The sequence below is a fragment of the Pseudomonas moraviensis genome, from assembly GCF_900105805.1.
GTDB classification, from domain to species: domain Bacteria; phylum Pseudomonadota; class Gammaproteobacteria; order Pseudomonadales; family Pseudomonadaceae; genus Aquipseudomonas; species Aquipseudomonas moraviensis_A.
Genome location: NZ_LT629788.1, coordinates 418,993 through 441,672, shown reverse-complemented (window position 1 = coordinate 441,672; position 22,680 = coordinate 418,993). Strand labels below are relative to the sequence as shown.

The window sequence follows — 22,680 nt, the reverse complement described above, 5'->3', positions numbered from 1 at the left end:
AAATAGCCCCGCCTGGTGAAAGCCTGGCGGGGCTTTTTATTGACTGCGATTCAGGCCGCACCGATGTTCATTGTAGGAGTGAGCCTGCTCGCGATAGCGGTGTGTCAGTCAGCACACATGTAGCTGAACGACCGCTATCGCGAGCAGGCTCACTCCTACAGGGGATTTGTGCATGGCTCAGGAATGAGGAAATACCAGAGATTCAGGCACATCGATATCCCACAACACCCCGGGATCATCCACCGCCACTTCCACCACCCGCCCCTGCGCAAACAACGGCCGGGCCCCACGATCACCGGTCAGCGTCTGCAATTGCGTGCCAAACGAACGACCAAACCCCACCGGATGGCCAAACTCGCCGTTCAGCACCGGCACACTCACCGCATCGTCAGCCATCGCCGCGAACACTCGCTCAATACTCGACGGCAAGATAAACGGCATATCACCCAGCACAATCAACCAGCCATCGGCGTCAGGGCAAGCGGCAACACCTGCGGCGATACTGTCACCCATGCCTGTCGATTCGATCGACACCACATCGCAGCCGTAAGCCTGGGCCATGCGCATCGCCTGCGGGCGCGCTTCGGTCGTGACCAGTACGCGCTTGTCGAGACTGGCCGGCAGGTTCACGAGTACTTGCTCGATCACCGAGCGCACGGCGTCGTCGCGCCCCGTGCAGTCAGCGAGCAACTTGTCTTTGTCAGGGCCGGCGATCTGGCGAAAGCGCTTGCCCTCGCCCGCTGCCAGCACGATCACTGCGATGGATTGGCTCATACACCCTCCAGCGGTTTTTTCTGCTTCAACTCCACACCGTTCTTGATCGCGACAATTTCCGCCAGCAACGACAAAGCGATCTCCGCTGGCGAATGACTGCCGATGTGCAGGCCGATCGGCCCGTGCAGGCGATCAATCGATGTTTGCGACAAGCCTAGCTGAGCGAGGTTTTCCCGGCGCTTCTGGCTGTTGACCCGCGAGCCCAGCGCGCCGACGTAGAACGCCGGCGAGTCGAGCGCGGTGAGCAACGCCATGTCGTCCAGCCGAGGATCGTGGGTCAAGGCAACAATCGCCGTGCGCTCGTCGGTCTGGATGTTCAGCACCGCTTCGTCCGGCATGCCGGGAACAAAACGGCCATGTTGCTCTTCCCAGCCGTAAACGAACTCGGTGCGCGGATCGCAGATCAGCACTTCGAAATCCAGCAGCCGCGCCATGTCGGCGACGTAGCGCGACAACTGCCCGGCGCCGATCAGCAACAGGCGCCAGCGCGGGCCATAAATCGCTCGCAGGATTTTGCCGTCGAACACCAGTGAGTCGGATTTAGTCGCCGGAGTTAACAGCACCTCGCCGGTTTCGATGTTCAGTTCCCGGGCAACGATTTCATGGTTTTCGCAACGCTGCAGCAGCTCGGCCACCCACGCCGGGTCGCCGACGCGCTCCTCGGTCAGGCGCAGGGTGCCGCCGCATGGCAGGCCGAAACGCGCGGCCTCCTCGCGGGTCACGCCGTAGGTAATCATCTGCACTGGCGGGCCCTCGGTGGCGATGCGACCGTCGTGCAGGCGCGCGATCAGGTCATCCTCGACACAGCCGCCCGACACCGAGCCGATCACCACGCCATCTTCACGCAAGGCGAGCATGGCGCCGGGCGAGCGCGGTGCGGTGCCCCAGGTCTGCACCACACTGAACAGCACCACCCGCTGCCCGGCGCGGCGCCATTCGAGGACGCTGCGCAGGACGTTGAGATCGACGCTGTCCATTACGCCTCCGCCTTCTGCCAGCCTTGCAACTGATAACGCACCGGCAGATTGCGGATGCGCTTGCCGGTCGCGGCGAAGATCGCATTGCACAGCGCCGGAGCAATTGGCGGTACGCCCGGCTCACCAACGCCACCCAACGGCACGTCCCCCGGCGGCGTGACCAGATGCACCGCAACTTCCTTCGGTGCCAGCGACATGCGCGCGACCTCGTACATATGGAAGTTGTCCTGCTGCACCTTGCCGTCCTTGAAGCTGATTTCACCGAGTACGGCATTGCCCAGGCCCATGACGCACGCGCCTTCGAACTGCGAACGGATACGCTCAGGGTTGATTTGCGGCCCGCAGTCGACGGCGATGTCGGCCTTGTGCACGATCAGCGAACCGTCGTCCTTGACCTCGACCTCAATCACCGCCGCCACATAGGTGACGAAGCTGTAATGAACGGCCAGACCGAGCCCCCGGCCCTTGGGCAGCTTGCGCCCCCAACCGGCAGCCTTGGCGGCCGTTTCCAGCACCGTGCGCATGCGACCGGTGTCGATCGGATAACGCTCGGGCGATTCGCCGTAGTTCCACTCTTCGCTCAAGGTGCGAGGATCGATCTGCCGGTCCGGCCCGAGCAGTTTGATCTGGTACTTGAGCGGATCTTCACCGGCCTTGTGCGCCAATTCATCAACGAAACTCTGAATCGCAAAGCCATGGGGAATGTTCGATACCGAGCGGTACCAGCCGACCCGCGTGTGCACTTTGGCTTCGGGGTTTTCCAGGCGTACGTTGGGAATCGCGTAGGCCATGTTGGTAAAGCCCATGCCCAGCTCGAACGCGGCTTCATGGTTCATGTCCGGGGCAAACAGTGCAGTGATGCTTGGCGCCACGGTGCGATGCAGCCAACCGGAGGGCATGCCGTTCTTGTCGATGCCGGCCTTCAGGTACTCCGCCGACACGGTGTGGAAATACGAGTTGTGGATGTCGTCTTCGCGCGTCCACTGCACCCGTACAGCCTTGCCCGGAAATTCCTTGGCGAGAATCGCCGCTTCGACGACGAAGTCCGGTTTCGACTTGCGCCCGAACCCACCGCCCAGCAGCGTAACGTTGAAAGTGACCTTTTCGAACGGTACGCCCAGGCGCTCGGCGATGCGCTCACGGGTGACCTGCGGTGCCTGGCTCGGCGCCCAGGCCTCGCACACGCCGTCCTTGAACCGCGCAATCGCAACCATCGGTTCCATCGGTGCCTGCGCCAGATGCGGCAGGTAGTACGAGGCTTCGAGGGTGCTGGCAGCGCCGCTCAGGGCCTTGTCGATGTCACCGGTATTGCGCACCACTTTGCCGGCTGTCAGCGACGCGGCTTCAAGCTCTTTGCGATAGGCAATCGAGTCATAACTGGCATTCGGGCCGTCGTCCCACTCGATCTTCAGCGCCTCGCGGCCCTTGATCGCCGCCCAGGTGTTGCTCGCGACGACTGCGACGCCGCCCAGCGGCTGAAACTCCGACGGCAACGGCCGGCCTTCGATCTGAATGACTTTTAGCACGCCCGGGACTTTCAGCGCGGCGCTGTCATCGAGGCTTTTGACCTTGCCGCCATACACTGCCGGGCGAGCGATGGTGGCGTAGAGCATGCCGTCGAAATGCACGTCGGCGCCGTACACTGCGCGGCCATTGACGATGTCGGCACCATCAATGGCCTTGGTGCCTTCTTTGCCGATGTAGCGAAACTCCGACGGCTGCTTGAGGCGCAGGCTGTCACGCGCCGGTACTGCCAGCGCACTGGCCGCAGCGGCGAGCTCGCCATACCCCAGCTCACGGCCGGAGGGTTTATGAATAACTTTGTGCAGTTGCGCATGGCATTCGCCGACCGGCACTTTCCATTGCGCAGCGGCCGCCTGTTCGAGCATGGTCCGCGCGGCCGCGCCGCAACGACGCATCGGCTCATACCAGTGACGCATGCTGCGCGAACCGTCGGTGTCCTGGTTGCCGAAGCGCACTTCGTCACCGGGCGCCTGCTGCACTTTGACCTGCGCCCAATCGGCCTCCAGTTCATCGGCAACCACCATGCTCAGGCTGGTGCGCACGCCCTGGCCCATTTCCGAACGGTTGCAAACCACGGTGACGCTGCCATCGGCGGCAATGCTTACATAGACCTTGGGATCGTCGATCCAGCCATTGGGCATGCCGTCGGCGCCGAACTTCTTCGCCGCGTCATCGGCCAGCGCATCCTGCCAGCCCCAACTCGCCGCAAGGACCAGCGCGCTGGTGGCGCCGACGCCTTTGAGAAAGCCACGGCGGCTGAGGTTGCTCAGGGCGAAATCATTCGGGACGCGGCTCATGCCTTCACCTCCTTCAGTTGCGTGGAGGCCTGGCGGATCGCGGTTTTGATCCGGTTGTAGGTGCCGCAGCGGCAGATGTTGCCGACCATGGCTTCTTCGATCTGCTCGTCGCTCGGGTTGGGATTGGTTTTCAGCAGAGCGGTGGCCGACATGATCTGCCCGCCCTGGCAATAACCGCATTGCGCGACCGCGCTGTCGAGCCAGGCTTGCTGAACGACCTTGCCCACCGGATCGGCGTGGAGGTTATCGATGGTGGTGACATTCTGGCCGATCACCGAGCCGATCGGCGTGATGCAACTGCGCGCCGGCAAGCCGTCGATGTGGATGGTGCAGGCGCCGCACAGGCCCATGCCGCAACCGAACTTGGTGCCGTTGTAACCGGCTACGTCACGAATCGCCCACAGCAGCGGCATGTCTTCGGTGACATCGAGGGAGTGGTCTTGACCGTTGAGTTTCAGGGTAATCATGGGCACGCCCGCATATTTTTTAGTGGTTATGGGGTCGAGCAATCTGCCGCCGGAAAATCAGCGGTGGGTTCGCGCAGATCGACTCAGGCTAATCAGGCTCTCTTGCGCCGACGGGAACGTCTGCACCGGGCCTTTGGGTGGAGCAAATGGTAGGTATCGTTAGGTCGCTAAGTTAACCCAGCATTAACAAAAAAGCCCTGCACTTTTTTCATCAGTGCAGGGCTTTGGATGGCATCAGGCAAGCGTAGCCTCAATACCGATTGGGCTCCATTTCCAGTTCGACATGGAAGCGCTCGGCGATGTCTTTCTGGATACGTTGCGCCAGGTCGAGCAGTTGCAGACCGGTGGCCGTGCCGTAGTTGACCAGCACCAGTGCCTGCAACTTGTGCACGCCGGCATCGCCGTCGCGAAAACCCTTCCAGCCGGCGCGTTCGATCAGCCAGCCGGCGGCCAGTTTCATCTGTCCATCGGCTTGCGGATAAGCCACCAGATCCGGGTGCTGCGCTTTGATCTGCGTGACTACAGCGGCGGGCACCAGCGGGTTCTTGAAGAAGCTGCCGGCGTTGCCGAGCACCGCCGGGTCCGGCAGTTTTTCGCTGCGGATGCTGCAGATGGCGCGGCTGACGTCGGTGGGCGTCGGCTGCTCGATGCCCTGCTCGCTCAAGCGCTGACGCACTGGGCCGTATTCCAGATGCAGGTGCGCTGCGCGATCGAGCCTGAAGCGCACCCGCAGGATCAGCCAACGTCCCGGCTGCTGCTTGAACAGACTGTCGCGGTAGCCGAAGTTGCAGTCTTCCAGACTGAAATCACGCAGCTCGCCGCTCTCGCGGTCGAGCGCGGTCAGCCCGGCAAACACATCTTTGATCTCGACGCCATAGGCACCGATATTCTGCATCGGCGCGGCGCCGACGGTGCCAGGAATCAGGCTGAGGTTTTCCAGCCCGGCCAGCCCCTGGGCCAGCGTGTGCTGCACGAACGGATGCCACGGTTCGCCCGCTTCCGCCTCGACCACCACGCGACTGCCATCATCGCTGAGCAGCCGAATGCCACGAGTGGCCATGCGCAACACCAACGCCTGAACATCCGCCGTCAGCAGCAAATTGCTGCCGCCGCCGATCACCAGCAACGGCACGTCATGGGACGCGGCATAGGCCAGCGCTTCGCGGACGTCGGCGTCGCTGTGGGCTTCGGCAAACAGTTGCGCACGCACATCGACGCCAAAGGTGTTGAACGCTTTCAGCGACACTTGTGCTTGGATCTGCAAACTCATAAGCGGCCCTTCACTTCGATCAGCAGTTGATCGCAGGCCGCTTCGATCAGATCGAGCACCTGCTCGAAACCCTGATCACCGTCGTAATACGGATCTGGCACTTCATCGACCAATCCAGCATAGCGACGCAGGAACAGGTCAAGCTCGGCCTTGCCGGCGGACGGCTGCAAGGCTTTGAGGTTGCGCAGGTTGCTGTTATCCATGGCGAGAATCAGGTCGTAGCTGGCGAAATCGGCCCGGCTGACCTGCTGCGCGCGTTGCGTCGACAGGTCATAACCGCGCAGTTTCGCCGCGGCCTGGCTGCGCTTGTCCGGCGGGTTGCCGACGTGCCAGTCACCGGTGCCGGCGGAGGCCACTTCGACCACGTCCGCCAATCCGGCTTCGCGCAACTTGTGGCGCAACACGCCTTCGGCGGTGGGCGAACGGCAGATGTTGCCCAGGCACACAAACAGAACGCGCATCAGGCCCCCAGCAGGCGACGAACCCGCTCAAGGTCTTCGACGGTGTCGACGCCGGTCGGCGGCGCGATCAGCGCGTCGGCGACATGAATGCGCACGCCGTGCCACAAGGCACGCAGTTGCTCGAGGGATTCGGTGTTTTCCAGCCAGCAGGGCCCCCAGCTCACGAAGTCGTGGAGGAACCCGGCGCGATAGGCATAAATACCGATGTGGCGGCGATAGGGCACGCCTTCCGGCAGTTGCTCGCGGTTTCTGGCGAATGCATCGCGAGCCCATGGCAAGGTTGCACGACTGAATGTCAGGGCCAGACCGTTGATGTCGCTGGAAACCTTCACAACGTTGGGGTTGAACAGGGTTTCGACGTCTTCGATCGGCTCGGCCAAGGTGGCCATGCGCGCTTCGGTGTGAGCGGCCAGGTTAGCGGCGACCTGATCGATCACGCTCGGCGGAATCAACGGCTCATCGCCTTGCACGTTGACCACGATCGCATCCGGCGCAAGACCCAGTTTCGCCGCGACTTCGGCCAGACGATCAGTGCCGGAATTGTGATCTTCACGGGTGAGCACCACTTCGGCGCCAAAGCTTTTGCACGCTTGGACAATGCGCGCGTCATCGGTGGCAACCACGACGCGGGTGGCGCTGCTTTTGCTGGCCTGTTCCCAGACATGCTGGATCATCGGCTTGCCGGCGATATCGAGCAACGGCTTGCCCGGCAGACGGGTCGAGGCGAAACGCGACGGGATGACAACGGTGAAGGCTGTGGTCATTTATCCAGGCGCTCGTCGGTGGTCAGGGTGCGCGCTTCGCTTTCCAGCATTACCGGGATGCCGTCGCGGATCGGGTACGCCAGGCCGGCGCCCTTGCTGATCAGTTCGGTCTTGTCGGCGCTGAGCTTGAGCGGGCCTTTGCACACGGGGCAAGCAAGGATGTCGAGCAGTTTGGTGTCCATGAACATTCCCAGAAATAAAAACAGTTAAGGCAACAGACGATCCGGCAACAGCCGCATCAGCTGCGTGTCGAACCAGGCCACGAAGGCCGGCGACGGCACGGCATCGACCGCCAGATACCACCAGTCGGCAGCAGCAAAGGCACGGCACTTCACCGCGTCCTTTTCGGTCATTACCAAGGGTAATGACGGGGTGAAATTCAGGGCCTGCACGCTGTACTCGGCGTGGTCGGCAAACGCATGCGGAACTGGCCGCCAGTCTAGCGCTTCGAGGGTATTGAAGAAACGTTGCGGATTGCCGATCCCGGCTACCGCGTGCAGCGCCTGGCCGGGCGGAAAATGTTCGAGCGACTGACGTTCGCCGCTGTGCAGATTGACCAGCGCCGTGGGTTGCAGGCGGAAGGCGAAACCGTCGTCGCGATCAGCCAAGGCACCGTTGAACAGCACGCCGTCGACACTTTGCAGGCGCTCGACCGGCTCACGCAATGGTCCGGCCGGCAGACAGCGCTGGTTGCCCAAGCCACGAGCCGCATCGATCAGTACCAGTTCCAGATCCCGTGCGAGGCGGTAATGCTGCATGCCATCGTCGGACAGGATCAGGTCCAAGGGCTCACTGGCGATCAAGGCTTTGACGGCGGCGCCGCGATCAAGGTCGATCATCAGTGGCACGCCGGTGCGCTGGACAATCAGCAGCGGCTCGTCACCGGCTACCTCGGCGCTGTGCGCAGCCTCGACGCGCCACGGCAGGTGCGGCGGCCTGGCGCCATAACCACGACTGACCACGCCAACCCGCAGTCCACGGCGCCGGCAATGCTCGATCAGCCAGAGAATCATCGGTGTCTTGCCGGTGCCGCCGACGGTGATATTGCCGACCACAATCAGCGGCACGGGCGATTGGTAGATTTCACCTTCGCCGTCGAGAAAGCGCTGACGTTTGTTGATCACCACACGGCGATACAACATTTCCAGCGGCCGCAGCAGCGTCAGGGCCGGGTGCCCCTGATACCACGCGGTGAGCAGGCGATCGGAGAGGCTCATCAGGATTTCGGCGCCGCCTCGACCGTGGTCATGCGCAGGTGGCTGAAACCGAGCTTGCCGGCCGCGTCCATGGCGGTGATCACCGATTGGTGCTGGGCCTTGCCATCGGCACTGATCGACAGCGGCATGCTGGTATCGCCGTTGGACTCTTTCTGCATGGCTTCCATCAGCGTCGGCAGGTCATTCTTCGGCAGAATCCTGTTATTCACCGAGAACACGCCTTCGGCGCTGATCGCGACGTCCAGTTGTTTGACTTGCTGATCTTCGGCGGGCGAACCGCTGACTGCTTCCGGCAAATCCACGCGCAGCTGGGTTTCACGGGTGAAGGTGGTAGTGACCACGAAAAACAGCAGCAGAATGAACACCACGTCGATCAGCGACGCGAGGTTGATATCGATGGTTTCCCGAGGCTTGCGACGGAATTTCACGCGCGGCCCTCGGCCAGATCGACATCACGGTCGCCCTGCACCACTTCCACCAGTTTGATCGCTTCCTGCTCCATGCCGACCACCAGCTCGTCGATACGGCGTTGCAGGAAACGGTGGAAGAACACCGCCGGAATACCGACCATCAGGCCCGCCGCCGTGGTGATCAGCGCCTTGGAAATACCGCCGGCCAGCACCGATGCATTGGTGGTCATGCCGGAACCGGTGAAGGCACTGAAAATGTCGATCATGCCGAGCACAGTGCCGAGCAGACCGAGCAACGGCGACATCGCGGCGATGGTGCCCAACGCGTTGACATAGCGTTCGAGCTCATGAATGACCCGCGCGGCGGCCTCTTCGATGCACTCCTTCATGATCTCGCGACCATGCTTGGAGTTGGCCAGGCCCGCGGCGAGGATTTCCCCCAGCGGCGAGTTGGCGCGCAATTCCTTGAGTTTTTCCTTATTGAGCTGCTTGTCCTTGATCCAGACCCAGACCTGACCCAGCAGATGCTCGGGGGTGACGCGACTGGCGCGCAGTGTCCACAGGCGTTCGGCAACGATCGCCATGGCCGCAATGGAACTCAGAATGATCGGCAACATCATCCAGCCGCCGGATTTGACCAATTCCCACACAGTGACAGTCCCCTCGAAAAAGTGCGCCACTTTACCATACCGATCCGCGATTAAGACCCGCCGCCCCGACGACCGTAAGGTGGCAACCATGCTGGCACCGATCAACGGCCAGGCGCCGGCGGCTCGCGCCAGAAACGCCGCTGGTGACGCATCGTCCACGGCGGTTTGAAGCTGCCCAGTTGCAGATGGATGGCGCCCTGCTCGGCGCTGTCATAGATGCGCAGGCCTTGCTTGCGGTAGCGCGCAAGCACGGTCGGATGCGGGTGACCGAAGGAGTTGCCGTGGCCACGGGAGATCAGCACCGCTTCTGGCTGCAAGGCTTTGAGCAGGGCCATCGACGATGAGCTGCGACTGCCGTGATGCGGCGATTGCAGCCATTGCGTCGGCACCGCCAGTGGACTGTCGAGCAGAACGCGCTCGGCGTGAATGTCGATGTCGCCGGTGAGCAGCAGGCGCTCGCCGTTGGCTTCGATCTGCAAGACACAGGAGCGCTGGTTGCTGTCATCGGCCGCAGACCATTGCCAGAGCTGGAACTGCACGCCATCCCACTGCCACTGTTCGCCACTTGCGCAGGCTTCGGCGCTCAACTCCGGCGGCAGGTTTGGCGGGTCGCCACTGACGATGCGGTGCACGTCCAATCCACGCATCACCGCCCCGGCGCCGCCAGCGTGATCGGCGTCGGCATGGCTGAGCAGCATCAGGTCGAGCGTTTGCAGATTGAGTTTGCGCAGCGCTGGCAGCACCACCCGCTCGCCGAGATCGAACTCGCCGAAACGCGGCCCGGCGTCATAAAGCAACGCGTGATGGCGGGTGCGCACGAGGATGGCCAGGCCTTGGCCGACGTCGAGTTGCCAAACATCGGCCCGCCCCTCTTCTATTCGCTCTCGCGGCGGCAATATCAGCAGCAACATCAACGGCCAGCCCAATGGACGCAGCGGCACACCACGGGGCAACAGCAATAACAAGGCGCCGAGGCTGCCCAAGACCAGCGCCCACGAGGGGATGGCGGCAGGTATCCACGCCGGCCATTGCCCGGCAATCAGCGCCAGTCCGATAAACAGCCAGTCGATCAAACCACCGGCCAGCCACAACAACCCTTCGCCAACATAAGGCACGGGCAGCAATAGCGTGCCGAGCAACGCCGGCGGCAATACCACAAGACTGACCCACGGCACCGCCAACAGATTCGCCACAGGGCCACTGACGCTGATCGGCAAGCTGAGCGCCAGCAACACCGGACACAAGCCAATCGCGATCAGCCACTGCGCGCGGGTCCAGGTCTGCCACCAGCGCCAAGCGCCCAGCCGCCCGCCGAAGGTGAAAATCAGTACGGCCACCGCCGCGAAAGACAGCCAGAAACCGGGACGCAAACTGGCCAGCGGATCAAACAGCAGCACGCCGTTGAACGCCAGCAACAACGGCCTCCACGCACCGAGATGGCGAAAACGCAGGCGCCACAACAGCACCAGCGCCACCATCACGCAGGCGCGCTGCACCGGCACATCGAAACCGGCGAGCAAGCCATAACCCAGCGCCGCCGCGAAGGCCAGGCCGCATGCCCAGGGCAGCCATGGCCAGCGCAACGGCCATAAACCGTATCGCGCAAGCCCGGCGACCAGCAGATACATCACCGCGGCGAGCAAACCGATGTGCTGGCCGGAAATCACCAGCAAATGCACGGTGCCGGTGTCTTGCAGTACCTGCCAGTCCTCGCGACTCAGACCCGAACCGTCGCCGAGCACCAGCGCCGCCAACGCGCCCTCTCGCCCCTGCGCATCGACCGCCAGCAGGCGCTGACGAACGCTATCGCGCCAGGCGTACCGGGCCTCAGCCAGACGCTGGCCATCCTTGATCGTACCGGTCGCACCGATGCGCTGGGCGAGCAGCCAGGCCTCGTAATCGAAGGCGTCGGGATTGAGCAAGCCACCCGGGCGCTTCAACTTCACCGCCAGACGCCAGCGTTCGCCGCTGTTGACCGGCGGCCCGGCGTACCAGGCCAGGCGCATCAGCGATGGCAGCTTTTCGTGGCGCGAGCGGGCGTCAGCCAGTTCGAAACGCACCACACCGTCGCCGTGCTGCGGCAAGCCGACCACGCGCCCTTCGAGCCAACGGGTTTCGCCGTCCAGTCGCGGCGGCAAGCGGTCATTCAGAGCCATCTGCGCGCCGACGCAGGCCCATGTGAAGCCAAACAACAAAAATGCCAGTGGATAGCTGCGAAACGGTAGGAGCATCAGCGCCACCACCGGCAGTACCACCCACCAACCGACCGGCGGCAAGGCCGGCAAAAAAACCGGGGCCAGCAGACCGACTGCCAGCGCCATCATCCCTGTGCGCATATGCCCGTCCTTGAGAGTCCCCTCCTTAGGCATAGCGGGTCTGCGGCACCACTGTGGTCAACAATTGTCACAAAGTCTGAATGGGCGGTTCGTAGAATCCAGACATACTTGCCGCCTTAACCGACCGAGAAGCCTTATGCCCCGGCGCTTATTCAAACGTTACATGCCAGACCCGACGAGCATCAGGGAACACAAATCCTTACGCTTTCTCGGCAAGTTGCTGCATGACCCGAACCTCTGGCACCTCAACCGCCACTCGGTGGCCCGGGCGATGGCGGTCGGCCTGTTTGCCGCGTTCCTGCCGATACCAGCACAGATGCTGGTCGCGGCGGCGCTGGCGGTGATGGTGCGCGGCAACATGCCGATCGCGGTGAGTCTGGTCTGGCTGACCAACCCGATCACCATGCCGGCGGTGTTTTTCTGTACCTATCAGGCCGGGGCGTTCCTGATGGATGTGCCGGCGCGACATCTGCCGGACGAGTTGACCTGGGAATGGATCAGCGGCGAATTGTCGACGCTTTGGCAACCGTTTCTGTTGGGCTCGGTGGTCGTCGGCCTGGTGCTGGGCATCCTCGCCTACTTTCTGGTGATGCTGTACTGGCGCTGGTGGGTGGCGCGGCAATGGCGGCGGCGCAAGAAAAGGCGGCAGAAATGAATGCAAAACGGCCTCCGCGATGGGAGGCCGTTTTTTCGTTGTGTCTGGGCTGGCCCCTTCGCGAGTGGGCTCGCTCCCACGGACATCATTCCAGTGTGGGAGCGAGCCTGCTCGCGAAGAAGGCGACGCGGTCCTGGATCAGGTACGCATGCCGCGCCCGCTCACCAGCAACCGCGCACAGCCGAGATACAGCACCACGGTCGCTACCAGCATGAACGTAATGGCGATGCCGATGCGAATATCCGAGACACCAAGGATGCCGTAGCGGAAGGCGTTGACCATGTGCAGCACCGGGTTGGCCAGCGACACGGTCTGCCAGAACGGCGGCAGCAAGGTGATCGAGTAGAACACCCCGCCCAGGTAAGTCAGCGGAGTCAGCACAAAAGTGGGGATGATCGAAATATCATCGAAGTTGCGCGCAAACACCGCGTTGATGAAGCCCAGCAACGAGAAGATCGTCGCGGTCAGCACCACCACCAGAATGGTCACGCCGAGGTGATGGACCTGCAAATCGGTGAAGAACAGCGACAGAATCGTCACGATCAGACCCACCGCCAGACCGCGCAATACACCACCAATGGTGAAGCCGATGAGGATCGTGTGCGGGGACACCGGTGAGACCATCAGCTCTTCGATCGAACGCTGGAACTTGCTGCCGAAGAAGCTCGATACCACGTTGCCGTAAGAGTTGGTGATCACCGACATCATGATCAGGCCCGGCACGATGTACTCCATGTAGGTGAAGCCACCCATGTCGCCGATCTGCCGGCCGATCAGGTTGCCGAAGATCACGAAGTACAGAACCATGGTGATCGCCGGCGGCAGCAGCGTCTGCGGCCAGATCCGCATGAAGCGTTTGACCTCGCGGTAGACGATGGTTTGCAGGGCGACCAGGTTGGGACCGAACTCGGAACTCATACCGCCACCTTCGACAGATTTTTCTCCACCAGGGACACGAACAACTCCTCGAGGCGATTGGTTTTGTTGCGCAGGCTCAGCACTTCGATGTTCTGCTGCGCCAACTGGGTGAACAGCGCCGTAATGCCCATGGATTTGTCGACCTGGACTTCCAGGGTATGACTGTCAAGCAACCGGGCGGGGTAGCCGAGCAATTGCGGCGCCGCATGCAGGTCGTTTTTCAGATCCAGCAAAAAGGTTTCCACGTGCAACTGGCCCAGCAATTGTTTCATGCTGGTGTTTTCGACGATGGTGCCGTGGTCGATGATGCCGATGTTGCGGCACAACTGCTCGGCCTCTTCCAGATAATGCGTGGTCAGGATGATGGTGATGCCTTTCTGGTTCAGCTCGGTGAGGAAGGTCCACATCGAACGGCGCAGCTCGATATCAACGCCAGCAGTCGGCTCATCGAGGATCAGCAGACGCGGTTCGTGCACCAGTGCACGGGCGATCATCAGACGACGTTTCATGCCGCCGGACAGCGAACGCGACGGCACATCGCGCTTGTCCCACAGGCCGAGCTGGGTCAGGTACTGCTCGGCGCGTTCCTTGGCGACTTTCGCCGGAATGCCGTAGTAACCGGCTTGGGTCACGACGATGTCGAAGGTCTTCTCGAACTGGTTGAAATTGAATTCCTGCGGCACCACACCGATCGAGCGCTTGAGCGCCGCCGGGTTCTTGTCCAGATCGTGGCCGAAGATATTCACCGTACCGCTGGTCTTGTTGACCAGGGTCGAGAGGATGCCAATGGTGGTGGATTTGCCGGCGCCGTTGGGGCCGAGCAAGGCGAAAAAGTCACCTTCGGCGACGTCCAGATCGATACCACTCAAGGCCTGGAACCCGTTGCCGTAGGTTTTGGTTAGCTGCCGGATGGACAGAGCGGAACTCATATCGGATTTACGCACCAAGAAGGAAGGAAAGGAATAAATAAGGGCGGGCGGCGAGGGAAACAACCGCGGCGCAAGTTCGCAATGGTGCTTGCCGCCGCCGCACAAGTACAGTCAAGTGTGTCGATAGTAATTATCAAGTCAACGCGGTCATGACCGCTTTCTGATAGGCCGCACGCTGCTTCAAACGTTCATACCAGGCTTGCAGGTGGGGCTGCGGAGCGCGCTCGATGGGCATTTCGAACCAGGCATAAATGAAGCTGCCCAGCGGGATGTCACCCATGCCAATGTCATTGCCGGAGAGATAAGGCTGGCTGATCAGGGCATGGTCGGCCATGTTCAGCAATTCATCGCATTCCTTGATCGCGGCGTTGATCGCCTTCCAGTCCTGCTTCTCGGAGGGCGTGCGCAGCACACCCCAGAACACCGTGCGAAACGGCCCGGCGAAGCTCGAAGTGGCCCAGTCCATCCACTTGTCCGCCGTGGCGCGGGCTTGCGCATCGGCCGGATACCAGGCGCTGCCCGGTGCATGTTTGGCCAGCAGATAGCGAACGATGGCGTTGGATTCCCACAGCACGAAACCATCATCTTCGATCACCGGCACCCGGCCATTGGGGTTCATCGCGCGGTACTCGGGCGTGTCGACCACACCGAACGCGCCACCGGCATCGATGGCCTCGTAAGCCAGGCCCAGCTCCTCGGCAGCCCACAAGGGCTTCCTGACGTTCGATGAATTTTTCCGTCCCCAGATCTTCAGCATGACCGCCTCTTTGCACATGAGTGGACGGCCAGCATACGCCGGATCAGGTGCGGCTCAAATCAGTCTGCATATCACCCAGCAGCACGGGCAGTTGCTCGCTGAACAGATGCGGATAGCACTTTTGCAGGTGCTCGAAGAAGAAGGTTTCCGGCACGTCGGTGAACTGACCGTGATCGAGCAGATACTCCATCAACTGCGCGCCGTCCCGGTTGAACGGGTGGAAAACGCTGTCGTTGATCCCGTCGAACTCCAGCGCTGCGACGTTGAACAGCTCGCACAGTTGCTGGTTGAACGCCGGCGTCGCCTTGACCCAGCGGCCGGCGAGAAACAGCTCGGTGTAGCCATGCATGGCAAACACATCGCTTTTGAGCAACTCAAGCAGCCGCGGCGTCGACAGGTGATTGCGTACATCGGCCAGACCGATGCGCGCCGGGATCCCGCAATGCCGCGCGCAACCGGCGAGCAGCGTGGCTTTCGGCACGCAGTAACTCTGCCCCGCTGCCAGTGCGTAACTGCCGCGCAAGGTTTGCGGATCACGGCTGAAGGTGTAAGGGTTGTAGCGCACCGCCTCGCGCACGGCGTAATAAAGACTGATCGCCTGCTCACGCGGATCATTGCTGGCACCGCGATGCTGCTCGGCGAACTCCACCACTGCCGGGTGGTCACTATCGATGAAGCGGCCGGGGCTCAGATACTCGTGCATGGCGGCAATCTCCTGGGTAAGCCACGAGTCTAGCGACAGCCTGAGCACAGAGATAACGACGTTTCGGCCAAACCTGAAAGCAAAGCTGCGCAGCAACGAACGATTTCCCACACGTGTTGCCCACCGAACCTACGAAAACCATCCGGGGTTTCCCACGATTTCAATCACCATGCTCTGACCACCCGGATTTACAGATGCCGTCTAAGCTCTGGAGGGTCGATTTGCCTTGGTTCACGGAGGACTGAATATGCTGTTGTTGTGGATACTGGTTTTGATCGTCGGCGTGGCGTATCTCGCCCATCGACGCATCGCCCCGCTGCCCGCGTTGGGCATCGTCGCCGTCTATTTGCTGGCGATGGGGATTTTCAGTCACGCGCCGGGCTGGCTGCTGTTCATCTTCTGGGTCTTGCTGGCAGTGGTCGCCGCGCCATTGCTGTTGCCTGACCTGCGCCGCAAGCACTTCACCGCGCCACTGTTCAACTGGTTCCAGAAAACCCTGCCGCCGATGTCGCAGACCGAACGCGACGCAATCGACGCCGGCACCGTATGGTGGGACGGCGAGCTGTTCAGCGGCCGTCCGGACTGGGACAAACTGCTGGCCTATCCCAAAGTGCAACTGAGCGAAGAAGAACAGGCCTTCATCGATGGCCCGACCGAGGAACTCTGCGCGATGGTCAGCGACTGGCAGATCGGCCAGTCGATGGATCTGCCGCCCGAGGCCTGGACGCACATCAAGGAACACGGCTTTTTCGCCCTGATCATTCCCAAGGAATACGGCGGCAAAGGCTTCTCCGCCTACGCGCACTCACAAGTGGCGATGAAACTGGCCACCCGCAGCGGCGACCTCGCCTCTACCGTGATGGTCCCGAACTCCCTCGGCCCGGCCGAACTGCTGCTGCATTACGGCACCGATGAACAACGTAATCACTACCTGCCGAGCCTAGCCCGTGGCGACGATATTCCGTGCTTCGCATTGACCGGTCCGCTGGCCGGTTCCGATGCCGGCGCGATGCCCGACACCGGGATCATCTGCAAAGGCCAGTGGGAAGGACAGGAAGTCATCGGCCTGCGCCTGAACTGGGAAAAGCGCTACATCACCCTCGGCCCGGTAGCAACCCTGCTTGGCCTGGCATTCAAGGCTTATGACCCGGATCACCTGCTCGGTGAAGAAGAAGACCTCGGCATCAGCCTGGCGCTGATCCCGACCGATACCGCAGGTGTGGAAATCGGTCGTCGTCACCTGCCGCTGGGCGCCGCGTTCATGAACGGCCCGAACTCCGGCAAGGACGTGTTCATTCCGCTGGACTACCTCATCGGTGGTCAGGAAATGCTCGGCAAAGGCTGGATGATGCTGATGAACTGCCTGTCAGTCGGGCGTTCGATCTCGCTGCCAGCCGTCGGTACCGGTGCGGCCAAGTTCACCAGTCTGGTCACCGGCCAGTACGCGCAGATTCGCGAGCAATTCAATGTACCGCTGTCCGCTTTCGAAGGCATCCAGGAAGCCATGGCGCGCATCGGCGGTAACGCCTGGATGATGGACGCCGCCCGCATGCTCACCGCCAACGCGGTGGACCTGGGTGAAAAACCATCGGTGCTGTCGGCGATCCTCAAATATCACCTCACCGAACGCGGCCGCGAATGCATCAGCCACGCCATGGATGTGCACGGCGGCAAAGCAATCATCATGGGGCCGAACAACTACCTCGGCCGCAGCTGGAACGGCGCGCCGATCTTCATCACCGTCGAAGGCGCAAACATCCTGTCACGCAACCTGATGATCTTCGGTCAGGGCGCAATCCGCTGCCATCCGTTCGTACTCAAGGAAATGGCCCTGGCTGGTCGTGCGGACAAGGAACAGGCACTCAAGGAGTTCGATGGCCTGCTGCTCAAGCACATCGGCTTCGCCGTCAGTAATGCCGCCAGTACATTGGTGCTGAACCTCGGGCTCGGTCACTTCGAACATGCACCGGGCGACAGGATCAGCCAAGGCTACTTCCGCGCGCTCAACCGTCAGGCTGCCGCATTCGCCATGCTTGCCGACTTCAGCATGATGCTTCTGGGTGGCGAACTGAAACGTCGCGAACGCCTGTCGGCGCGGCTCGGTGATGTGTTGAGCAACCTGTATCTGGCCTCCGCCTCGCTCAAGCGTTATCACGACCTGGATTCGCCGGCCTACATGGAGCCGCTGTTCCGCTGGGCCATGGAAGAAAGCCTCGGCCAGTCGGAGCGCGCGCTGGATGAACTGTTGAGCAACTTCCCGAACAAGGTCTTCGGCTGCCTGCTGCGGGTTATCGTGTTCCCGTTCGGCCGCCGACACAAAGGCCCGTCGGACAAACTCGGCGCCGAAGTCGCTGCGGTCATCGGTCGCGCCAAAGGCGATCCGGCCCTGGAAGAACTGCTCGCCGGCTGCTACCGCCCGCAATCGGCGGACGATGCCGTGGGCGCACTGCAACACGCGAGCGACCTGCTCAACGCTGCGCAACCTCTGCACAAAAAGCTGCACATCGCGCTGAAAAGCGGCCAGGTCAAACCGGCAGCAGGCGAACATGCCATTGATGCCGCCCTGGAGGCCGGCGTGCTGCAAGCTGTCGAAGCGCAAAGCCTGCGCGACGCCGAAGCGGCCCGCCGCAAGGTGATCGACGTCGATGATTTCGACAAAGACGAACTGACCCAGGCAGAGGGCAAAGTTCGCTGATCCCGGTTTTTGTGAAAAAACGGCGCGAGGGCTTTATACTCCCGCGCCCTTTTTGCTCTTGAGGACTTATCTCGTGTCCAACGTCGTTGCCGATCATCTCGTGTTGCTCGACCACCTGCGCAGTATCCTGGTCGCCGTAGGTGAGGCCGAACAAGTGCCCGAAGAAAGCCATGCCCTGTTCCTCGAGCGCTTCGACGAACTGCTGGCCTCCCTGCCGATCGATCCTATCGAAAGCCAGTACCTGGGTCAGGACATCCTCACCCAAGTCATCACCCGCTACCCGCAAATCGCCCACCTGATCCCGCGCGACCTGCTGTGGTTCTTCGCCGGCGACTGCCTGCATTACCTCTCCGACGAAGAAATCGACCTGTACCAGGCCCTCGAAGAACGCCGCTACGAAGCCGAACAGAACGACGAACCGTTCGACTGGAACCAGGAAAAACAACTGCTGGCCATGTCCGCACAGGACAGCAAGCACTGATTCTCGACAGGTAATCAAAGGCCCGCATTGGAGATTCCATGCGGGCCTTTTTTTAAGATCAAAAACACCCTCACCCTAGCCCCCTCCCGGAGGGAGAGGGGACTGACCGAGGTGTCTAGGCGAAATACGCTGACGTGAGATACCGAGTTGAATGCAAATACGCACAAGATCAAAAGCCCCTCACCCTAGCCCTCTCCCGGAGGGAGAGGGGACTGACCGAGGTGTTTAGGCGAAATACGCTGACGTGAGATACCGAGTCGAATGCAGATTCTGAAAAACCCGCAAATCGGCTCCCTCTCCCTCGGGAGAGGGCTGGGGTGAGGGGCGAATCCAACACAGATCCAAAGCAGACCACACGCTTTTCACCACTCAACAATGAGCGTTAGCGCGAGTGCTTTTGATCTTGATCCACGGGCGACGTCGGAAGGCTGAGTGGAGGGATCGATCCCGCAACGAAGGAACCCGAGCCTGCGAGGGCCGAACGCAGGAGCTAGCGTTTTGGTTACTTTTTGGCGTCTGAAAAAGTGACTCGCCGTAAGGGCGAAACCGCCATCAGCAACACCCGAAGCAACGGATATACACCCAAAACTTCAAAGCAACCCCTCACTCTCCGGCAACTCATACGCCACAGCCGCATTGCTCCCGCCCGCCGACTTCCCGGGCCTGCCCAACGTCGGCTCCTTCTGCAGACACTCCACCAGATAATCAATAAACACCCGCAACTTCGGCGGCAAATAACGCGTCGGCGAATGCAGCAACCACAACCCGCCATGGTAAGAGGCCAGAAACGTCCAGTCCGGCAACACCTGCACAATCAACTTCTGCTCCAACGCATAACGCGCGGTGAAATACGGCAGACTGCCAATCCCGATGTGCTGCAATACCGCCCCCAACCGCACGCCAGTGTGATTGGCGGCATAGCGCCCCCGCACACCGACCGTGACAGCCTTGCTGCCCTTCTTGAATTTCCAGCGCGCATCGCTCGGGGTTTCACCCAGATAAATACAACTGTGATTGAGCAAGTCGTGAGGATGCGTCGGCGTGCCGTGTTCGGCCAGGTATTGCGGCGTGGCGCAGAGCAAATGATCGATAGTCAGCAACTGCCGACCGACCAGCCCGGCCGGCGGACGATCAGTGATACGAATCGCCAGATCGACATGATCATCGATCAGATCCACCTGACGATCCTCCAACAGCAACTCCACATCGACCTTGGGATAGCGGCGCAGAAAATCCGGCATGTGTGGATGAATCACAAAGCGCCCTACCGCCTTCGGCACGCTGACCCGGACCAGACCTTCCGCTTCGTGGGTGAACTGGCCGCTGATCTCCATCACCGATCTGGCCGCACTGACCATTTCCTGGCAACGCTTGAACACCTCTTCCCCGCCATCGCTCAAACGCAGTTTGCGGGTGGTGCGTTGCAGCAAGCGCGTGGCTAACGCCTTCTCCAGTCGGGAAATACTGCGACTGACCGCCGAGGGTGAGGAACCCATCTGCCGGGCCGCTTCAGAGAAGCTGCCGGTCTCGACAACCTTGACGAAAATCGCCATTTCACCCAGCAGCGGCAGCGGAAGATTGATGCTCACAACGCACAAGTCCTTTGATGTTCGAATGGATTATCACGTTATTGCACGATTCATATAATAAAAACAGAACTTCGATCAGGGCATGGAATATGACGCTTCGCCTGTTTTTTCACAGTGATGACCTCAAGGCGAATGTCGAAGTCCTCGACTGCACACCCCACGAGCACGAATTCGCCGTAGTGCTGCGCGCTACTCTGTTCCACCCGCAGGGCGGCGGGCAGCCTTGCGATACCGGCTGGATCGGTGAAAGCCAGGTCTCGCGGGTGGTGCAAGAGCCGGAGCGCATTGTGCATTTCGTCGACCGACCGGTGCCGCTGGGCATGACTGTTATCCGGGTCGATGAACAGCGCCGCCGCTTCAATACGCGCATGCACTCGGCCGGGCACTTGATCGGACATTTCATTCAGGCCATGGGCTGGATACCGATCAAGGCGCATCACTGGCCGGACGAAGGTCGGGTGCAATTCAAGCCGGGTGATGGCGCTGAAGAGGTCGACGCGCCAACGCTGCAAACCGGCATCGAGCAGTGGATCGAACACGATCTGCCGCGCCTGACCTCACTGCGCGAAGGCGCGCGGGAAATCAGTTTTGGTGAACTGCCAGCCTATGGCTGCGGTGGCACCCACGTACGCAGCCTGAAGGATCTGGGCACAGTCACGATCGCGTCGCTTTCGCAGAAGAAAGGCACGCTGTCCGTCCACTACAGCGTGGATTGAGCATTTCGGACGTTGCCGTCGCGCAGCGTCCGCCGCCGGGGAACCGCAATCGCCGGTTCCGTTGACTATCGATAGATGGACCTAAAACAAATGATGCTAGACGTCGAGCGTCTCGATGAGACGTGCATAAAAAAACTGGCCAACGAAGAAGTCCTCGCCATCCGCGTCAAACGCTTTCTGCCCGAGCCGCTGGCAGTCGAGATTGGCGACAAGATCCTCGCCCCGGGCTTTGAGGGCTACATCAACGCACCGAGCATCGGCCGCATTGGCATGGCCTTTTATGAGGCGGAAAACCAGCCGCTGCTGATCGAGGACTACTTCGAACGCGCCACCCGCAACATCGACGAACTGCGCCAGCGCTGTGCGCCCTACTCTTCGCCGATCGACACCCTGCGCTGCATGCTCGACGAATCCTGGCCCGCCGGCGCGCATCTGGAAAACCTCTACGGGCGCAAGATGTATGTCGGCTTGTCGCGGGTGGTCAAACCCGGCGTGTGCTTTCTCGCCCACCACGACATCTTCGCCAAGGACGCCCCGGACAGTTTTCAGGCACGCAGCCTGGAAGCGCAATTCGCCTGCAACGTCTACCTGAACATGCCCACCGAGGGTGGCGCTTTGCAGATGTGGGACGACGACATCACCCCGGACCAATTCGATGAAATGCGTGGCGACAGTTATGGCATCGAGCCGTCGCTGCTGGGGCCTCCAGCGCTCGAAGTGCGCCCGCAGCCCGGCGATTTCATCATGTTCAACTCGCGCCGCATGCACTCGGTGACCCCGGGCGTAGCGGATCCGCGTTTGAGCCTGTCGTTCTTTGTCGGCTATCGCGGCAATGCTTCCCCTCTGACTTTCTGGAGCTGACATGCTTTCCAATTACCTGGGCGAATTTCTCGCATTGGCGACTATCCACTTCCTCGCCGTCGTTGCACCCGGCCCGGACTTCGCCGTGACCATCCGCCAGAGCGTGCGCTTCGGACGCCTCGTCGGCATCTGCACCGCGCTGGGCATCGGCGCGGGGATTTCCGTGCATGTGCTGTATACCTTGCTCGGCGTCGGCGCCTTGATGCACACCACGCCTTGGCTGCTCACCGTCGCCAAGGTTGTCGGCGGTGCCTACATCCTTTATCTGGGCGTCAGCCTGATCCGCAGCAAACCGAAAAGCAGCGTCGAAGGCGAAAAAAACGCTGACGAGCCGCTGGTCGAACAGTCGCTGTTCAAAGCCTTCAGCACCGGTTTTCTGACCAATGCGACCAACCCCAAGGCCACGCTGTTCTTCCTGGCGATCTTCACCACGATCATCAGCGCCAGCACACCGCTGCAGATCCAGGCGTTCTATGGATTGTGGATGTGCTTCGTCAACGCGCTGTGGTTCGTCATCGTCGCGCTGTTTTTCTCCAGCAACAAAGTGCGCCTGCTGTTCATGCGCCTCGGCCACTGGTTCGAGCGCAGCATGGGCGTCATTCTGATTCTGTTCGCCGGACGCCTGATGCTGTCGATGTAATCCACCCCAAAAAGTCCCGGCCATCACTCGCCGGGACTTTTTCATTTGTGCGTCTCTTTTGCATTTCTGTGCGACAGATCAAGTTTGCG

General features: G+C 61.3%; 23 protein-coding genes. 6 read left to right on the top strand and 17 right to left on the bottom strand.

Annotated features, from left to right (window positions below):
• Positions 1 to 177 precede the first annotated feature (177 nt).
• The 12 genes from BLU71_RS02165 to BLU71_RS02110 form a co-directional block, all read right to left on the bottom strand.
• Positions 178 to 774, bottom strand: coding sequence for a nucleotidyltransferase family protein (locus BLU71_RS02165; RefSeq protein ID WP_083352206.1), 597 nt, complete (start codon positions 772 to 774; stop codon positions 178 to 180).
• Positions 771 to 1,751, bottom strand: a complete 981-nt coding sequence (locus BLU71_RS02160; RefSeq protein WP_083352205.1) for an XdhC family protein — start codon at positions 1,749 to 1,751, stop codon at positions 771 to 773. Before BLU71_RS02160 ends, BLU71_RS02165 begins: the two co-directional genes overlap by 4 nt.
• Positions 1,751 to 4,072: a xanthine dehydrogenase family protein molybdopterin-binding subunit gene (locus BLU71_RS02155; RefSeq protein ID WP_042610693.1), complete on the bottom strand. Its 2,322-nt coding sequence runs from the start codon at positions 4,070 to 4,072 to the stop codon at positions 1,751 to 1,753. Before BLU71_RS02155 ends, BLU71_RS02160 begins: the two co-directional genes overlap by 1 nt.
• Positions 4,069 to 4,539, bottom strand: coding sequence for a (2Fe-2S)-binding protein (locus BLU71_RS02150; protein WP_041479453.1), 471 nt, complete (start codon positions 4,537 to 4,539; stop codon positions 4,069 to 4,071). The genes BLU71_RS02155 and BLU71_RS02150 overlap by 4 nt, the downstream gene beginning before the upstream one ends.
• Before the next feature lie 250 nt (positions 4,540 to 4,789).
• A complete protein-coding gene (murB, locus tag BLU71_RS02145) occupies positions 4,790 to 5,809 on the bottom strand; it encodes a UDP-N-acetylmuramate dehydrogenase (RefSeq protein WP_083352204.1) in 1,020 nt (339 codons plus the stop codon).
• Complete coding sequence (locus BLU71_RS02140) at positions 5,806 to 6,270, bottom strand: low molecular weight protein-tyrosine-phosphatase (RefSeq protein ID WP_064361450.1); 465 nt, start codon at positions 6,268 to 6,270, stop codon at positions 5,806 to 5,808. The genes murB and BLU71_RS02140 overlap by 4 nt, the downstream gene beginning before the upstream one ends.
• Entirely contained in the window at positions 6,270 to 7,034 is a 765-nt protein-coding gene (kdsB, locus tag BLU71_RS02135; RefSeq protein WP_042610690.1) for a 3-deoxy-manno-octulosonate cytidylyltransferase, read from the bottom strand. Before kdsB ends, BLU71_RS02140 begins: the two co-directional genes overlap by 1 nt.
• A complete protein-coding gene (locus tag BLU71_RS02130) occupies positions 7,031 to 7,216 on the bottom strand; it encodes a Trm112 family protein (protein WP_003179363.1) in 186 nt (61 codons plus the stop codon). Before BLU71_RS02130 ends, kdsB begins: the two co-directional genes overlap by 4 nt.
• Positions 7,217 to 7,240: 24 nt before the next feature.
• Positions 7,241 to 8,251 carry a tetraacyldisaccharide 4'-kinase gene (gene lpxK, locus BLU71_RS02125; protein WP_083352203.1) on the bottom strand — a complete coding sequence of 337 codons (1,011 nt, stop codon included), beginning with the start codon at positions 8,249 to 8,251 and terminating at the stop codon, positions 7,241 to 7,243.
• The gene (locus tag BLU71_RS02120; protein WP_042610688.1) at positions 8,251 to 8,679 is read right to left on the bottom strand and encodes an ExbD/TolR family protein; all 429 of its coding nucleotides are present in this window, start codon (positions 8,677 to 8,679) and stop codon (positions 8,251 to 8,253) included. The genes lpxK and BLU71_RS02120 overlap by 1 nt, the downstream gene beginning before the upstream one ends.
• Positions 8,676 to 9,311: a MotA/TolQ/ExbB proton channel family protein gene (locus BLU71_RS02115; protein WP_007908216.1), complete on the bottom strand. Its 636-nt coding sequence runs from the start codon at positions 9,309 to 9,311 to the stop codon at positions 8,676 to 8,678. Before BLU71_RS02115 ends, BLU71_RS02120 begins: the two co-directional genes overlap by 4 nt.
• A 101-nt stretch (positions 9,312 to 9,412) precedes the next feature.
• Positions 9,413 to 11,647, bottom strand: a complete 2,235-nt coding sequence (locus BLU71_RS02110; RefSeq protein WP_083352202.1) for a DNA internalization-related competence protein ComEC/Rec2 — start codon at positions 11,645 to 11,647, stop codon at positions 9,413 to 9,415.
• Between the two features lie 136 nt (positions 11,648 to 11,783).
• Between BLU71_RS02110 and BLU71_RS02105 the strand changes: the two genes are divergently transcribed.
• On the top strand, positions 11,784 to 12,302 hold the full coding sequence (locus BLU71_RS02105; protein ID WP_083352201.1) for a DUF2062 domain-containing protein: 519 nt from the start codon (positions 11,784 to 11,786) through the stop codon (positions 12,300 to 12,302).
• Between the two features lie 138 nt (positions 12,303 to 12,440).
• Here BLU71_RS02105 and BLU71_RS02100 read toward each other — a convergent pair whose 3' ends face one another.
• The 4 genes from BLU71_RS02100 to BLU71_RS02085 all read right to left on the bottom strand — a co-directional run bounded on the left by BLU71_RS02100 (position 12,441) and on the right by BLU71_RS02085 (position 15,609).
• Positions 12,441 to 13,220, bottom strand: a complete 780-nt coding sequence (locus BLU71_RS02100) for an ABC transporter permease (protein ID WP_039760202.1) — start codon at positions 13,218 to 13,220, stop codon at positions 12,441 to 12,443.
• Entirely contained in the window at positions 13,217 to 14,149 is a 933-nt protein-coding gene (locus BLU71_RS02095) for an ABC transporter ATP-binding protein (RefSeq protein ID WP_042610685.1), read from the bottom strand. The genes BLU71_RS02100 and BLU71_RS02095 overlap by 4 nt, the downstream gene beginning before the upstream one ends.
• 133 nt (positions 14,150 to 14,282) lie before the next feature.
• Entirely contained in the window at positions 14,283 to 14,906 is a 624-nt protein-coding gene (locus BLU71_RS02090) for a glutathione S-transferase family protein (protein ID WP_083352200.1), read from the bottom strand.
• Between the two features lie 43 nt (positions 14,907 to 14,949).
• Positions 14,950 to 15,609 (bottom strand): transglutaminase-like domain-containing protein, encoded by a 660-nt coding sequence (locus BLU71_RS02085; protein ID WP_064361446.1) that lies wholly within the window; start codon positions 15,607 to 15,609, stop codon positions 14,950 to 14,952.
• A gap of 247 nt (positions 15,610 to 15,856) precedes the next feature.
• On the opposite strand from BLU71_RS02085, the gene BLU71_RS02080 reads away from it, so the two are divergent.
• Positions 15,857 to 18,304 carry an acyl-CoA dehydrogenase gene (locus BLU71_RS02080; RefSeq protein ID WP_083352199.1) on the top strand — a complete coding sequence of 816 codons (2,448 nt, stop codon included), beginning with the start codon at positions 15,857 to 15,859 and terminating at the stop codon, positions 18,302 to 18,304.
• Between the two features lie 73 nt (positions 18,305 to 18,377).
• The gene (locus tag BLU71_RS02075; RefSeq protein WP_007967565.1) at positions 18,378 to 18,785 is read left to right on the top strand and encodes a PA2817 family protein; all 408 of its coding nucleotides are present in this window, start codon (positions 18,378 to 18,380) and stop codon (positions 18,783 to 18,785) included.
• 590 nt (positions 18,786 to 19,375) lie between these two features.
• Here BLU71_RS02075 and BLU71_RS02070 read toward each other — a convergent pair.
• Positions 19,376 to 20,374 carry a LysR family transcriptional regulator gene (locus tag BLU71_RS02070; protein WP_064361444.1) on the bottom strand — a complete coding sequence of 333 codons (999 nt, stop codon included), beginning with the start codon at positions 20,372 to 20,374 and terminating at the stop codon, positions 19,376 to 19,378.
• Positions 20,375 to 20,463: 89 nt separating this feature from the next.
• Between BLU71_RS02070 and BLU71_RS02065 the strand changes: the two genes are divergently transcribed.
• From BLU71_RS02065 to BLU71_RS02055, 3 genes are all read left to right on the top strand, one after another.
• A complete protein-coding gene (locus tag BLU71_RS02065; protein WP_083352198.1) occupies positions 20,464 to 21,090 on the top strand; it encodes a hypothetical protein in 627 nt (208 codons plus the stop codon).
• A gap of 90 nt (positions 21,091 to 21,180) precedes the next feature.
• Positions 21,181 to 21,951: a 2OG-Fe(II) oxygenase gene (locus tag BLU71_RS02060; RefSeq protein ID WP_042610678.1), complete on the top strand. Its 771-nt coding sequence runs from the start codon at positions 21,181 to 21,183 to the stop codon at positions 21,949 to 21,951.
• A gap of 1 nt (position 21,952) precedes the next feature.
• Complete coding sequence (locus tag BLU71_RS02055; protein ID WP_042610677.1) at positions 21,953 to 22,591, top strand: LysE family translocator; 639 nt, start codon at positions 21,953 to 21,955, stop codon at positions 22,589 to 22,591.
• Positions 22,592 to 22,680 lie beyond the last annotated feature (89 nt).